The following is a 12635-nucleotide window of genomic DNA, read 5'->3' on the forward strand; positions in this document are numbered from 1 at the left end:
TGGGGTTGTTCTGTGTGGCACCTGGACCGCGCGCCTCTGGGAACGCGGCCCAGGGCCGTCAGTGGGCCGCCGTCAGGGCGGCGGAGGAGGCGTCCAGCGCGGCGGCGTGGGCGTCCATCCGCTCGGCGGCCAGGATCGCGGCGGCCGTGTCCGCGCGGGACGCGGCGACCACCAGCGCCCGCCCGGCGAGCGTGTGTGCCCTGCGGTGCAGGGAGTCCGCACGCGCCGTGCCGGAGCCACCCGCAGCCGTTGCGCGGACAGGCCGCCGGCCTCGCCGCAGCCGCGCCACCTGCTCGGCTATCCGCTCGGCGGCGCGGTCCAGGCCGGAGCCGGGATCGCCGTCGCCGTCCGCGGACAGGGCGCGCAGTTCGTCGGTCACGGCCAGCAGGGCTGCGAGATGCCCGGCGAGCTGGATGTCCAGCTCCTCCCCCCGGGAGCGGTGCGGGAACTCCGGCTCGGCCATGGTGTGGACCGACTTGGTGCGGATCGGTTCGTACATGATGGCCTCCAGCCAGGTCTAGGAGCCCATCCTAACTTAGATCGAGTCTAATGTTTACCCCGATCTGTGCCTGAAGAAGAGAAACAGGGGACAGAAAGGGCGCCGCCCGGCGGCACCGCCGGTAGCGCCCCTGCGGCGGGCTCCGGAGAGGGAGCGGCGGAGAGGCCGAAGGTATACGGCAGGTCGGGCCGCCCGCGCGGGCGCTCTGGCAGGGGCAGCCGCGGGCGCTATGGCATGGGGTACCTGCCCGGGCGCCGCGGTAGGCGGTCAGCCCAGCGCGGGTACGGAGGGTCGGCCGTCCGCGTGTTCGCTCAGGGTGGAGAGGGGCGTGTCCGCGCTGGCGCGCGGCAGGCGGCTTCGTGCGCGACAGCTGTGGGCGGGGTCGGCTGTCCGTGCGGTCTCGGCAGGGCGTCTCCCATGAGCGCTGCGGCAGGGCGGCTGTCCGTGGGGGCGCGCCTTACGGCTGGCCGTAGCCGTCCAGGAAGCGGCCGATCCGGCTCACCGCGTCCGTCAGATCCTCCTTGTACGGCAGGGTGACCAGCCGGAAGTGGTCCGGCTCCGGCCAGTTGAAGCCCGTGCCGTGCACGATCATGATCTTCTCGGCGCGCAGCAGGTCGAGCACCATCTGCCGGTCGTCCTTGATCTTGTAGACCTTCGGGTCCAGCCGCGGGAAGGCGTACAGCGCCCCCTTCGGCTTCACACATGTCACGCCCGGGATCTGCGTCAGCAGGTCGTACGCCGTGTCGCGCTGCTCCAGCAGCCGTCCGCCCGGCAGCACCAGATCGTTGATCGACTGCCGTCCGCCGAGGGCGACCGCCACCGCGTGCTGCGCCGGGACGTTCGCGCACAGCCGCATGTTGGCGAGGATCGTCAGCCCCTCCATATAGCTGGAGGCGTGGGCCTTGGGGCCGCAGACCGCCAGCCAGCCGCTGCGGTAGCCGGCCACCCGGTACGCCTTCGACAGTCCGTTGAAGGTCAGCGTCAGAAGGTCCGGCGCGATGGCGGCCGTCGGGGTGTGGGTGGCGCCGTCGTAGAGGATCTTGTCGTAGATCTCGTCGGAGCAGACGATCAGGTTGTGGCGGCGGGCGATGTCCGTGATCCCGGTCAGCAGCGCGTCGTCGTACACCGCACCCGTCGGGTTGTTCGGGTTGATGACGACGATCGCCTTGGTGCGGTCGGTGATCTTGCGCTCGATGTCCGCCAGGTCCGGCATCCAGTCGGCCTGCTCGTCGCACCGGTAGTGCACGGCCGTGCCGCCGGACAGCGAGACGGCCGCCGTCCACAGCGGGTAGTCGGGCGCCGGGACGAGCACCTCGTCGCCGTCGTCGAGCAGCGCCTGCATCGACATCTGGATCAGCTCGGAGGCGCCGTTGCCGAGGTAGACGTCCTCGACGTCCAGTTCGATGCCCCTGGTCTCGTAGTGCTGCACCACCGCGCGCCGCGCTGCGAGCAGACCCTTGGCGTCCCCGTAGCCATGCGCGCCGCCCAGCGAGCGGAGCATGTCCTCAAGGATCTCCGGCGGGCACTCGAACCCGAAGGGAGCGGGGTTGCCGGTGTTGAGCTTGAGGATGCGATGACCTGCCGCCTCCAGCCGCATTGCCTCCTCGAGCACCGGGCCACGGATCTCGTAGCAGACATTGGCGAGCTTGGTTGACTGGATCACCTGCATGCCGCCACTTTACGGGCGTGTAACCGAAGCGGCGCGGTGTTTTGAGCCACTGGAGTGCTCGGAGTGACTGTCCGTGACCGACCGCGCACCGGTCACCCGCCCGTCGCTCATCCGCGTCGGACGACCGGCTGCCGGCGCACCGACCGGCCCGCGAGAACATCCGTCCGCCGCCCGTCTTCGATGACAAAGCGGCCGTCGATGAGGACGTGCGGAATGCCGGTCGGGAGCGTGCGCGGGGCTTCGAAAGTGGAACCGGCCCTTACCGTCCGCGGATCGAACAGGACGAGGTCGGCGCGGTAACCCTCCCGTACGAGACCCCGGTCGGGCAGCCGGAGCCGCGCCGCCGGGCGGGATGTGAGATGCGCCACGCACTCCTCCAGGGAGAGGACTCCCAGGTCGCGCACGTACTTCCCGAGGTACTCGGGGAAGGTGCCGTACGCGCGGGGGTGCGGCTTGGCGCCGTGCAGAATGCCGTCGCTGCCGCCCGTGTGCACCCGGTGCTTCATGATCGCGCGGACGTTCTCCTCATGGCCGACGTGCTGGAGGACCGTCGTGCCGAGCCGGTCGTCGATCAGCAGCCGGCGGGCGGTCGCGAACGGCGGCTCACCGCGCTCGGCGGCGCTGCGGGAGACGGTCTTCCCCACGTGGCTCGCGAGCCCGGGGCCGGAGACGCCCGACACCTCGATCGTGTCCCAGTCGACCGGTACGCCGTGACAGCCGTCGGCCCCCTCCACCTCCATGGCGTGCCGGATGCGGCCGGCGGCCTCGTCGTCCCGGAGGCGGGCGAGGATCGCGGCCGGGCCGCCTTCGCTCGCCCAGCTCGGCAGCAGTGCCGCGAGCGTGGTGCAGCCGGGCAGATAGGGATACGTGTCCAGGCTGATGTCGGCGCCGTCGTCCAGGGCCTGGTCCAGCAGCGCGAGAAGTCCGGGTGCGCGCCCCTGGTTCACTCCGAAGTTCATGGTGGCGTGGGCGAGGTGGAGGGCGCATCCGGCGTCCCGGGTGAGGGCCACCATCTCCTCGTAGGCCTCCAGAGCCCCGGCCCCGTACGAGCGGTGGTGCGGGCAGTAGTAGCCGTCGTACGCGGCGACGACCCGGCAGAGCTCGGTCAGTTCGGCGCCCGACGCGTACATGCCCGGGGGGTAGGTGAGCCCGGAGGACAGGCCCACCGCCCCTTGTTCCAGTCCCTCGGCGACCAGCCGCTTCATCCGTCGCAGCTCGTCCGGCGAGGCGGCCCGGTCGTCCCAGCCGACGGCGAGCATCCGGACGGTGCCCTGGGGGAGGAGGTACGCGGCGTTGACCGCGATGCCCCGGCCGTCGAATCCGTGGTCGAGCCGGTCCAGGTACTCGCCGACGCTCCGCCAGCGGAAGTCGATGTCGGAGCCGTCGCCGTTCCAGCCCGTGATCTGGGTGCGGACCTCGGCGAGGACGCGGTCGTCGACGGGGGCGTAGGACAGGCCGTCCTGGCCGATGACCTCCAGCGTGACGCCCTGCGCGGCCTTGGCCTCATGGGCGGGGTCCCGCAACAGGGCGAGATCGCTGTGGGCGTGCATGTCGATGAAGCCGGGGGAGAGGGCGAGTCCGTCGGCGTCCACGGCACGTACGCCTGACGGCCGGGGGCCGTCGCCCTCGCGTACGACCGCGGCGATGCGCCCGGCGTCGACGGCGACGTCCGCCCGGTACGAGGCGCCGCCGGTGCCGTCGATGACACGGGCGTCCCGGATGACGAGATCCATGGCGGCGGCTGCCTTCCTGGTGTGGGGGCGCGCGCGGACCGGCGTGCGGGGCACGCGGGTGCCCGGGACGTACGGCGGGCCGGGGGCGCGGTGCCCTTGTCAGAAGAATGGGGTGCGCTTCTCAGGAGAATGCGCTACTCAGGAGAAGCGGTGCGCTTCTCAGAAGAAGGTGCGGATGAAGTCGGTGACCGTGCCGTCCTCCGCGACCAGCGGAATGAGCTGCCACTTGTCGAACGAGGTGCAGGGGTGCGAGAGACCCATCCCCACCCAGTCGCCGACCTCCAGTTCCACACCCTCCGCGACCTTCACCCACGCGTGCTGGTCCGACAGCCCCGACACCGTGAGCCCGTCCGCCGGGCGCTCCGCCCCGTCGCGCGCGGACCGTACGATCTGCGCCTCCGGGAGGTCGAGGTCGTACGCCGCGTCCCGCTTGCCCGCGTTCAGGAACGCCTGGCCCGGCTCGGGGCGTGACACGACCTGGGCCCACAGCCGGAACGCCGGGTGCAGCGAGCCCTCCTCCGGTACCCGTTTGAAGGGGGTCAGACGGCGGTAGTGGCCGTCGTCGTGCGAGACGTACGCGCCCGAGCGCAGCAGCTTCAGCAGCGGACGGGAGAGTTCCGGGGTGGTGGCGAAGACGTCCGCGACCGCGTCGAACCAGGCGCTGCCGCCCGCGCTCAGCATGATCTCGTCGACGTCCGCGAAGCGGCCCGCCGTGTCGAACTCGACGGTGAGCGCGACGAGTCGGCGCAGCCAGGCGGTGACACGCGCGCTGTCCGCCCGCGGCACCTCGCCCTCGTATCCGGCGACACCGACCAGTCGCAGGACGTCCGAGGCCGCGACGGCATCGGCGACCGCGGCGCACTGGGCCGGCGTACGGGCTCCCGTCCGCGCCCCGTCGCCGGCGCCCAGCTCGACCACGACATCGACCGGCCGCCGCGCCCCCGCGTCGCGCAGGGCCGCGTCCATCAGCTCCACCCCCCGCCCCGAGTCGACGTAACAGACGAAGCGGAAGCCGGGGTCGGCGTCCAACTGCCCGGCGAGCCAGCGCAGCGCGGCCGCGTCGACCAGTTCGTTGGCGAGGAAGACACGCTGGATGCCGAAGGCGCGGTAGACGCGGACCTGGGCGGGTACGGCGGCGGTGATGCCCCATGCTCCATGGGCGAGTTGGCGCTCGAACAGCTGAGGGGACATGGAGGTCTTGCCGTGCGGGGCGAACGCCAGCCCGTGCTCGGCGGAGTAGCGTTCCATCAGGGCGAGGTTGTGCTCCACGGCCTCGGCCGACAGGGCCAGTACGGGGGTGGTGAAGCCCCCGGTGAACAGGGACCGGCGCTCCTCCGCCAGGGCACCCACGGTCAGCCCCTCGGCGTCCGGCGGCAGGGCCTTGAAGCGGTGGTCGACCCGCTCGTGAGCGAGGCGGGCGACGGCGTTGTCGGCGGCCATGAAGCCTCCTGCGAATCCATGTTGCATGCTCTGCAACACCCATTGCGTATACCGCTTACCGCTGTCTAACATCCGGGCAACTGCCTGGTCAATGGTGGGCCACGCCCCCCTCGGGAGCGAGAGCAAGGAGCGCGAAGGACCGTGACCGCACTGCCGATTGTCGACGTCGTCTGCGTGGGCGAGTCCATGGTCACGTTCGTGCCGTTCCTCCCTCCGTCGTCCGCGGGCGCCCCGGTCGGCCGCCTCGCCGAGGTGCCCGTGTTCGAGCGTGGCATCGGAGGGGCGGAGTCGAACGTGGCCTGCACGCTCGCCCGCGGCGGGCACAGCACACGGTGGGTCAGCCGGGTCGGCACGGACGGCTTCGGCGACCATCTGGTGGCGGCCGTCGCCGCCGCCGGTGTGGACACGTCCGCCGTCCAGCGGGACGATCACCGGCCCACGGGCATCTACTTCCGTACGGCAGGTGAGCGTGCGACCTCGGTCCGGGGCCGCACGAGGGGGGCGGCCTCCCCTGGAGGGACGGCCGGAGCCGCCGACGGGGAGGGCGCGTTCTTCGGAGCGACGGCGTCGGCCGGCGCAGCCGCGTCCTCGGGAGGGGCCGAGCCGTTCGCCGAGGTCGTGTACTACCGCGCCGGGTCGGCCGCGTCCGCCATGTCCCCCTCCACCGTCCCCCGCGACCGCCTCTGGTCGGGCCGCGTCCTCCACCTCAGCGGCATCACCGCCGCACTCTCCGGCGACTGCCTCGCCCTGATCCGGGAGCTGACGGCGCGTCGGCCCGGCCGCCCCCTCGTCTCCTTCGACGTGAACTACCGCGCGGACCTGTGGCAGGCCGCCGCGGGCCGCGGAGGCGACGACGCCGGGGGCGTGGCGCGGCAGGGCAGCCCGTCCCGGAGAGCGGGCGCGGCCGTGCTCGCCGAACTCGCCCGCGGCAGCGATCTCGTCTTCGTCGGCGAGGACGAGGCCGAGGCCGCCTGGGACCTGCCCGAGGCCACCGCCGTACGGGAAGCCCTTCCCGAACCCGACACCCTCGTCGTCAAGCAGGGCGACAAGGGCGCCACCGTCTACGCGCGCCGTGCCGACGGCACCGACGACGTCGTCTTCGCACCCGCCCTGGACGTCGAGGTCGTCGCGCACACCGGCGCCGGTGACGCCTTCGCCGCCGGGTTCCTCTCCGCGACCCTCCGCGGACTGCCCGTCTTCCAGCGCATCCGGCACGGTCACCTCGCGGCCGCCGCGTCCCTCACCGTCCCCGGCGACCTCGGCACGCCTCCGTCCCGGAGCCACGCCGACCGTCTCGCCGCCCTCGACCCCGCCCAGTGGGAGACACTGCGTCTCGGCCCCGGCTGGACGACGGAAGGGTCCGGGACCGTACGGGTGGAGGTAAGCACCACATGAGCCAGACCGTCGATCGCGCGCTGAGCATCCTGCCGCTGCTGGCCGAGGGGCCTGCCAATCTGGAGCAGGTGGCCCAGCGGCTCGGTGTCCACAAGTCGACCGCGCTGCGGCTGCTGCGGACCCTGCACGAGCACGGGATGGTCTACCGCCAGCCGGACCAGCGCTACCGCCTCGGCGCCCGGCTCTTCGCCCTCGCCCAGGAAGCCGTGGAGAATCTCGACATCCGCGAGATCGCCCACCCCCATCTCGTGGAGCTCAACGAGAAGTGCGGGCACACCGTCCACCTCGCGGTGTACGAGGAGAGCGAAGTCCTCTACATCGACAAGGTGGAGAGCCGCTACCCGGTGCGGATGTACTCCCGTATCGGCAAGCCCGTCGCGATAACGGTCGCGGCCGTCGCCAAGCTGCTCCTGGCCGACCTCCCGGAACCCGAGCGCCGAGCCGTCGCCGAGAAGCTCGACTACCCCCAGTACACCGCCCGTTCGACGCCGAACGCGGCAGCCTTTCTCAAGGAGCTGGCGACCGTACGGGAGCAGGGGTGGGCCACCGACCTCGGCGGCCATGAGGAGTCCATCAACTGTGTTGGCGCCCCCATCCGCGGTGCGGACGGGCGCGTCGTCGCCGCGTGCTCGGTCTCCGCGCCGAACGTCGTCGTCACCGCCGACGAACTCCTCCGACTGCTCCCGCTGGTGCGCCGGACCGCCGACGCCATCAGCCATGAGTACTCCGGTAACACACCATGAAGGAAGCGAGCTCATGAGCGACAGGCTCCCGAAGACCGCGATCACTCCGGCCACGCACACCGTCCCGCCGGCCAGGTTCTCGCACGGTGTCAGGAAGGGCAACATCCTGCAGGTCGCCGGCCAGGTCGGCTTCCTCCCCGCCGCTGCGGGCCAGGCACCCACCCCGGCCGGCCCGACGCTCCGGGAGCAGACGCTCCAGACCCTCGCCAACGTCGAGACGATTCTCCAGGAGGGCGGCGCGAGCTGGGAGGACGCTGTCATGGTGCGGGTCTACCTCACCGACACCGCGCACTTCGCCGAGTTCAACGCGATCTACGACGAATACTTCGCCGGTCTCGAGGAAGCCCCGGCCGCCCGTACGACGGTCTACGTCGGCCTCCCCGCCGGCCTCCTGGTCGAGATCGACGCGCTCGCCGTCCTCGGCTGACCGGCACCATGAGCCCGCAGCGAGCCGGCCCGACCGGTGAACCCGCGGCGAACCGCTGGTCCCATGGGCACGTGGCGAACGACCTGTCCCAGGAACTCCCGTTCGAACCACGCGGCACCACGAGCCCTCGTCGAACTGCCGGCCCCTTGACCTTACGTGCGAGTCCCGTGAACCCTCGGCCGGCCGCCCGGCGCCGTGAGCCCATGGCGTACCGGCCGGTCCCATGAACCCCGCGGTGGGCGGGGCGCGCGGAGCGACTTCCCCCATAACGCTCCCCGTCCCCCGCCCCGCCCACCGCGGTCGCCCCCCCCACAGCCCCCGACGGGGCGTCACCCTCCGATCCCCCGTGATCCCGTCCCATCCCCCATGACCGCCGCCGGTCGAGCAGCTCTCCTCGCCCCTCGGGAGGAGGGGCCCCGCCGCGGCACCCCCTGCCCGGATTCCAGGGAGTTCCCATGCCGCTCGTCGTCCCGCCTCCCCCACCGCCTCCACCCCACTCCGGTGGACTGCTCGCGCTCATACCCGGCGCGGCCGGTCTGCTGACCGTCGCCGCCCTCGGTGTCGCGCTCCTGCTCTTCCTGATCATCAAGGTCAGGCTGCAGCCGTTCGTCGCCCTGCTGGCCGTTTCCCTAGCCGTCGGCCTGGGCGCCGGTCTCTCCGTCACCGAACTGTTCGGCACCGTCCAGAAGTCCGACGCCGTCTCGCTGATCGAGACCGGTATGGGCGGCATCCTCGGCCATGTCGCGATCATCATCGGCCTCGGCACGATGCTCGGTGCGATCCTTGAAGTCTCCGGCGGGGCGGGCACGTTGAGCTCGCGTCTGCTGGGGCTGTTCGGGGAGAGGCGCGCACCGCTCGCCATGGGCATCACCGGTGTCGTCTTCGGGATCCCCGTCTTCTTCGACGTCGGCATCTTCGTTCTCGCGCCCATCGTGTACGCGGCCGCCCAGCGCAGCGGCAGGTCGATCCTGCTCTACTGCATGCCGCTGCTCGCGGGGCTGTCCATGACCCATGCGTTCCTGCCGCCGCACCCCGGTCCGGTGGCCGCCGCCGGCCTGCTCCGTGTCGACCTCGGCTGGGTCATTCTGATGGGCGTCCTCGTCGGTGTCCCGGCGGTCCTGGCCGCCTGGGCGTACGCCGCCTGGATCGGCAGGCGTCTCTTCGTCGACGTTCCGCAGGACATGGTCGAGGCCGCCGAGGAGGCCAAGGCGGCCGTCGCCGCCGAACGGCGGGCCGCGGGCGCCCGGGTGCCCGAGAAGCCGGTCGCTCTCGGGACGGTCCTCACCATCATCGGAACCCCGCTGGTACTGATCCTTCTCGCGACCTTCTCCTCCATCGCGCTCGCCCCGAGCACCGTCCGCTCGGTCATCGAGTTCTTCGGCCACCCCTTCGTGGCGCTGACGATCGCGCTGCTCCTGGCGTACTACCTGTTGGGCCTGCGGCGAGGGTGGACGCGCACGTCGTTGGAGAGGGTCTCGACCGCGTCCCTCAAGCCGGTGGGCAACATCCTGCTGGTCGTCGGCGCGGGCGGTGTCTTCGGCGCGGTCCTCAAGGGCAGCGGTGTCGCCCAGGCGCTGGCCGACGCCTTCCACGACGTCGGTCTCCCGGTCGTCGTGCTGGCCTGGCTGATCTCCGTCGTCCTGCGGGTGGCCCAGGGGTCGGCCACCGTCGCCATCGTCACCACGGCGGGCATCGTCCTCCCGCTGGTCGAGGGGGCGGACCTCTCGCAGGCGCATCTCGCGCTGATCATCATGGCGATCTCGGCGGGCTCGATCTTCGCCTCGCACGTCAACGACGGCGGCTTCTGGATGGTGGCCAAGTACTTCGGCATATCGGAGCGCGACACCCTGAAGTCCTGGACGGTCCTGGAAACGGTCCTGTCGGTGGCGGGCTTCGCGGTGGCGGCCCTGCTGAGCCTGCTCCTCCAGGGCGTGCTCCAAAGGTAGCGCCGTCCGCCCGAAGGGCGGGGTCCGCGGCTCCCCCAGCTACCTCCCCCGGCCGGAGGCTGGGGGAGGGACTTGTGAAACACGCCCTCGTGCTGCCTCAGCCAGGTGACCTGGTCCGGTCAGCGGAAAAACGGGGCATCGGCCTCGTAGCAGGCGCCCTACTCGGTCGATCGGGCAACGCAACTGGGGGCACCACCCCAGCCTCCGGCCGGGGGAGGGAGCCGGGGAGGCCGTGCCAGGGTTGCGAGCGGGGTGAACCGTGGCTGACGCGGCCCCAGCACCCGTACGGCGCGGCGCTCGTGCCGGGGGGGGAGCTCCGCCCCGGCACGAGGTGCGACGTCAGCTGCTCGCGCAGTACTGCTGTTCCTTGCCGATGGATCGGTACATGCAGTCCGCGTTCTCCAGGAGTTGGAGCACGGCGTCCCGGTTGCGGCTGGTCTCCCGCTCGATCACCTCGTCGGGCGGGTAGAAGCCGCCGCCTCCGAAGCCCGACGGATACATCTCGAAGGTGTAGCTGAAGACCTTCTGGTTCCCCCACAGCCAGTCGTCGATCGAGCCGTCGGTGATGTAGAGGTCGCTGGCCTGTTCGGGTGTGTAGCCGTTGCTCGCGGCCATCTTCTTCCCGACGGCCGCGAAGGCGTCGTGGTCGTCCTGTGTCATCCCGGGCGCGGTGTCGTCGTCGGTGTAGCCGTACGGCCAGAGCACCAGCTCGCTGTAGGTGTGGAAGTCGATACCGGCCTTGATCTGCTGCTTGCCGCCGACGACGCGGCTGCGGGTGAAGTCGGCGACGACCTTCACCTCGGGCGCGGACTCGGCCCGCGCGCCCCGGTAGGTCTCGGCGCCGGGGGTGCCCGAGGAGCCGCCGCAGCAGCCCCACTTGTAGTCCCAGTTGCGGTTGAGGTCGGTGCCGATACGCGAGGAGCCGGAGTTCGGCTGGCGGTTCAGGCGCCAGCTGCGATAGCTGCCGGAGGCGATGTCGTACTCCCCGCCGTCCGGGTTCAGATCCGGGATGATCCAGATCTCCCGGCTGTCGACCGCGGCGGTGATACGGGAGTCGCTGCCGTAGTCCTCGCCGAACTCGCGCAGCAGATAGAGGGCCATCTCGACGGTGAGGTGCTCCCGCGCGTGCTGATGGTGGGTGAACAGCACCTCGGGCTCGGCCTCGTCCGTGCCGGCATGGTCGCTGACCTTGACGGCGACGATGTCGCGGCCCTCGTAGGACTTGCCGATGACCTTCTTGCTCATGATGTCCGGGTACCGGGCGACCTTGGCGTTGATGTCGGCCATGGCCTCCGCGTAGTTGTGGTAACCGGAGTCCGCGGGCGGGAAGTCGAACGGCTTTGCGGCCAGGCCGTTCGTCCGGGCGGGAGGGGCGGGCAGCGCGCTCAGCCGGTAGCCGAGCCGGCGCAGTGTCCTGGCCTGTGCGGCATCCGCGGTGACCACCACGGAGTGGCTGTCCACGTCGTCGATGGAGACGCCGGTGGCGGCCAGGGCGGTGCGCTGGGCGGCGGTGGCGGGGCCTGCCACCTCGTACTGCCGTACCTCCTCCTCGGCCGTGGCGGCCTGTGCGGAGGCGGAGTTGCCCGCCTGAGCCGTGAGGGGCGCGGCCAGAGTGAGAGCCAGAAGGGTGGCGGCGAGGGCGGTGGCCCGTCTGCCCCTGGTTCGGAGTCGCATGAAGTCTCCTGGGGTGTCCAGTGTGGGGGTGCTCAGTGCGACGCAAAGGGTGCGGGTGTCCCCGCCCATCGTCGGGACCTGGCATGCAACGGTCAAGAGTGCATGGTTGTTCTCCGTCGCTTGTGCCTACACAATGCGCATGACAACGCCGAAAGATTTTCGGTACAGAGAGGACCCCCACATGAAAAAACCTCTCGTTGCTGCCCTCATGGCCGTACTCGTGGCCGGCGCGGGAACAGCTCCCGCGGCCGCTCTCGACCATGACGCAACGTCAGCCCCTTCGAAGGCGAAAGCGAAGGCCAGAGCCGTCGACTTCACCGGGACGGTGGCGCTCAGCAACTGCTCCGGTTCAGTGATCCGCCCGCCCGGCTCCACCGCCCAGGACCCCGCCCTCGTTCTGTCCAACGGCCACTGTCTGGAGAGCGGCATGCCCGGCGCGGGCGAGGTCGTCCTCGACAAGCCGTCCAGCCGCACCTTCAGCCTGCTGAACTCCTCGGGCAGCAAGGTGGCCACGCTCCGCGCCACCAAGGTCTCGTACGCGACGATGACCGACACCGACATCTCGCTGTACGAGCTGAACACCGGCTACGACGCCATCGAATCCTCGTACGGGGTCCGCGCGCTGGAGCTCTCCGCCACCCGTCCGGCGCAGGGCTCCGCCATCAAGGTGGTCTCCGGCTACTGGAAGCGGATCTACAGCTGCAATGTCGACGGCTTCGCCTACCGGCTGCGCGAAGGCGAATGGACCTGGAAGGACTCCGTCCGCTACACCCCCGCCTGCGACACCATCGGCGGCACCTCGGGGTCGCCCGTGGTGGACACGGCGAGCGGCAAGGTCGTCGCCGTGAACAACACCGGCAACGAGGACGGTGAACGGTGCACGGACAACAACCCGTGCGAGGTCGACCAGAACGGCGCGGTGACGGTGCGCGAGGGCATCAACTACGCCCAGCAGACCTACGGGATCACGCAGTGCATCGGTACCGGAAACAAGATCGACCTCGGTCGGCCGGGGTGTGAGCTCCCGAAGCCGTCCAGGGCCGGTTCCTGACAGGCACCGACCACTCTTCGTGGGTCGGCCGCCGGGGGGCGGCCGGCCCACGGACAGG

At 71.1% G+C, this 12635-nt stretch carries 10 protein-coding genes; 5 read left to right on the forward strand and 5 right to left on the reverse strand.

The annotated features are described in order from the left end of the window. Window positions 1-58 precede the first annotated feature (58 nt). The 4 genes from ACTWQE_RS22480 to ACTWQE_RS22495 all read right to left on the reverse strand — a co-directional run bounded on the left by ACTWQE_RS22480 (window position 59) and on the right by ACTWQE_RS22495 (window position 5341). Window positions 59-499 carry an SCO4983 family protein gene (locus ACTWQE_RS22480; RefSeq protein ID WP_443330822.1) on the reverse strand — a complete coding sequence of 147 codons (441 nt, stop codon included), beginning with the start codon at window positions 497-499 and terminating at the stop codon, window positions 59-61. 457 nt (window positions 500-956) lie between these two features. After that, a complete protein-coding gene (locus ACTWQE_RS22485; RefSeq protein WP_443330823.1) occupies window positions 957-2168 on the reverse strand; it encodes a pyridoxal phosphate-dependent aminotransferase in 1212 nt (403 codons plus the stop codon). Between the two features lie 107 nt (window positions 2169-2275). Then, complete coding sequence (locus ACTWQE_RS22490) at window positions 2276-3901, reverse strand: N-acyl-D-amino-acid deacylase family protein (protein ID WP_443330824.1); 1626 nt, start codon at window positions 3899-3901, stop codon at window positions 2276-2278. A 159-nt stretch (window positions 3902-4060) separates the two neighbouring features. Further along, window positions 4061-5341, reverse strand: a complete 1281-nt coding sequence (locus ACTWQE_RS22495; protein ID WP_443330825.1) for an amino acid deaminase — start codon at window positions 5339-5341, stop codon at window positions 4061-4063. Between the two features lie 186 nt (window positions 5342-5527). Here ACTWQE_RS22495 and ACTWQE_RS22500 point away from each other — a divergent pair, with 186 nt between their 5' ends. From ACTWQE_RS22500 to ACTWQE_RS22515, 4 genes are all read left to right on the forward strand, one after another. After that, window positions 5528-6736, forward strand: a complete 1209-nt coding sequence (locus ACTWQE_RS22500; protein WP_443330856.1) for a sugar kinase — start codon at window positions 5528-5530, stop codon at window positions 6734-6736. Beyond that, window positions 6733-7479 carry an IclR family transcriptional regulator gene (locus ACTWQE_RS22505; RefSeq protein ID WP_443330826.1) on the forward strand — a complete coding sequence of 249 codons (747 nt, stop codon included), beginning with the start codon at window positions 6733-6735 and terminating at the stop codon, window positions 7477-7479. Before ACTWQE_RS22500 ends, ACTWQE_RS22505 begins: the two co-directional genes overlap by 4 nt. Window positions 7480-7492: 13 nt before the next feature. Next, window positions 7493-7906 (forward strand): RidA family protein, encoded by a 414-nt coding sequence (locus tag ACTWQE_RS22510; RefSeq protein ID WP_443330827.1) that lies wholly within the window; start codon window positions 7493-7495, stop codon window positions 7904-7906. Window positions 7907-8361: 455 nt separating this feature from the next. After that, the gene (locus tag ACTWQE_RS22515; RefSeq protein ID WP_443330828.1) at window positions 8362-9852 is read left to right on the forward strand and encodes a GntP family permease; all 1491 of its coding nucleotides are present in this window, start codon (window positions 8362-8364) and stop codon (window positions 9850-9852) included. Between the two features lie 339 nt (window positions 9853-10191). Here ACTWQE_RS22515 and ACTWQE_RS22520 read toward each other — a convergent pair whose 3' ends face one another. Next, window positions 10192-11526 carry a M14 family metallopeptidase gene (locus tag ACTWQE_RS22520; protein ID WP_443330829.1) on the reverse strand — a complete coding sequence of 445 codons (1335 nt, stop codon included), beginning with the start codon at window positions 11524-11526 and terminating at the stop codon, window positions 10192-10194. Window positions 11527-11707: 181 nt separating this feature from the next. On the opposite strand from ACTWQE_RS22520, the gene ACTWQE_RS22525 reads away from it, so the two are divergent. Further along, window positions 11708-12577 (forward strand): trypsin-like serine peptidase, encoded by an 870-nt coding sequence (locus tag ACTWQE_RS22525; RefSeq protein WP_443330830.1) that lies wholly within the window; start codon window positions 11708-11710, stop codon window positions 12575-12577. Window positions 12578-12635: the final 58 nt, after the last annotated feature.

Source organism: Streptomyces sp. 8N706 (assembly GCF_052245415.1).
GTDB lineage: Bacteria > Actinomycetota > Actinomycetes > Streptomycetales > Streptomycetaceae > Streptomyces.

Excerpts from the sequence above, each read along its gene's own strand:
- ACTWQE_RS22480 (WP_443330822.1), bottom strand. The coding sequence starts at position 499 with ATGTACGAACCGATCCGCACCAAGTCGGTCCACACCATGGCCGAGCCG.
- ACTWQE_RS22485 (WP_443330823.1), bottom strand. The coding sequence starts at position 2,168 with ATGCAGGTGATCCAGTCAACCAAGCTCGCCAATGTCTGCTACGAGATC.
- ACTWQE_RS22490 (WP_443330824.1), bottom strand. The coding sequence starts at position 3,901 with ATGGATCTCGTCATCCGGGACGCCCGTGTCATCGACGGCACCGGCGGC.
- ACTWQE_RS22495 (WP_443330825.1), bottom strand. The coding sequence starts at position 5,341 with ATGGCCGCCGACAACGCCGTCGCCCGCCTCGCTCACGAGCGGGTCGAC.
- ACTWQE_RS22500 (WP_443330856.1), top strand. The coding sequence starts at position 5,528 with ATGGTCACGTTCGTGCCGTTCCTCCCTCCGTCGTCCGCGGGCGCCCCG.
- ACTWQE_RS22505 (WP_443330826.1), top strand. The coding sequence starts at position 6,733 with ATGAGCCAGACCGTCGATCGCGCGCTGAGCATCCTGCCGCTGCTGGCC.
- ACTWQE_RS22510 (WP_443330827.1), top strand. The coding sequence starts at position 7,493 with ATGAGCGACAGGCTCCCGAAGACCGCGATCACTCCGGCCACGCACACC.
- ACTWQE_RS22515 (WP_443330828.1), top strand. The coding sequence starts at position 8,362 with ATGCCGCTCGTCGTCCCGCCTCCCCCACCGCCTCCACCCCACTCCGGT.
- ACTWQE_RS22520 (WP_443330829.1), bottom strand. The coding sequence starts at position 11,526 with ATGCGACTCCGAACCAGGGGCAGACGGGCCACCGCCCTCGCCGCCACC.
- ACTWQE_RS22525 (WP_443330830.1), top strand. The coding sequence starts at position 11,708 with ATGAAAAAACCTCTCGTTGCTGCCCTCATGGCCGTACTCGTGGCCGGC.